This window comes from Mesorhizobium prunaredense (assembly GCF_900156895.1).
Classification (GTDB): domain Bacteria; phylum Pseudomonadota; class Alphaproteobacteria; order Rhizobiales; family Rhizobiaceae; genus Mesorhizobium; species Mesorhizobium prunaredense.
In genome coordinates this window covers 1-547 of the sequence record NZ_FTPD01000074.1, presented here as the reverse complement: position 1 = coordinate 547, position 547 = coordinate 1, and the positions used below count along the sequence as shown (strand labels likewise).

Sequence of the window (547 nt, the reverse complement as noted above, 5' to 3'; positions counted from 1 at the left end):
TAAGCCGCCGCCCGAACAGCCAAAGGAGTACACCCGTGAGCGAGCCGACCGTGGCCGAGGCGACCGACAGCATTTATGCATCGCTCCGGGCGAACAATGCCGACATCGACGCAAATATCGCGGCGCTCAAAGCGGCGCTGACGCGAGAGGGGATAGAACAGGCGGTGTTCGATCCGGCCAGACTGGCGCAGAACAACCGTTCGGGCCGCAAGCTGATGCAGGCTTATTTTCGGCAGCGCGGCGTGAGCGTGAGGTTTTCGGCCTCGTAAGGGGTGCACGCTGAGGCGCCACGGCCCGCCGGCAACCATTGTGGTCCAGGATCCGCCGGGGAGCTCAGGCAAGTCCGCTTTTGGCTTCTACCTTCTGTAGGCCGCCTTTTGGCTTCCGGCCCGGCCCGACGTCAAAGTATGTGGGAAATCGGCCGCCAAATGGTCAATTCAATCACCTGCGCCGGCTGTACATCGGCGACCGATTCGCCGCTTCTGGCCTTCGGATTTGACCGGCTCAATCGCATGAATCTGCTGCTTTGAGCGCTTCGGCGCGGTCA

General features: G+C 62.3%; 1 protein-coding gene. It reads left to right on the top strand.

All coding sequences use genetic code 11. The features are described 5' to 3' along the window. The first annotated feature begins 35 nt into the window (after window positions 1–35). Entirely contained in the window at window positions 36–269 is a 234-nt protein-coding gene (locus tag BQ8794_RS31990; RefSeq protein ID WP_077383590.1) for a hypothetical protein, read from the top strand. The last annotated feature ends 278 nt before the right edge of the window (window positions 270–547 follow it).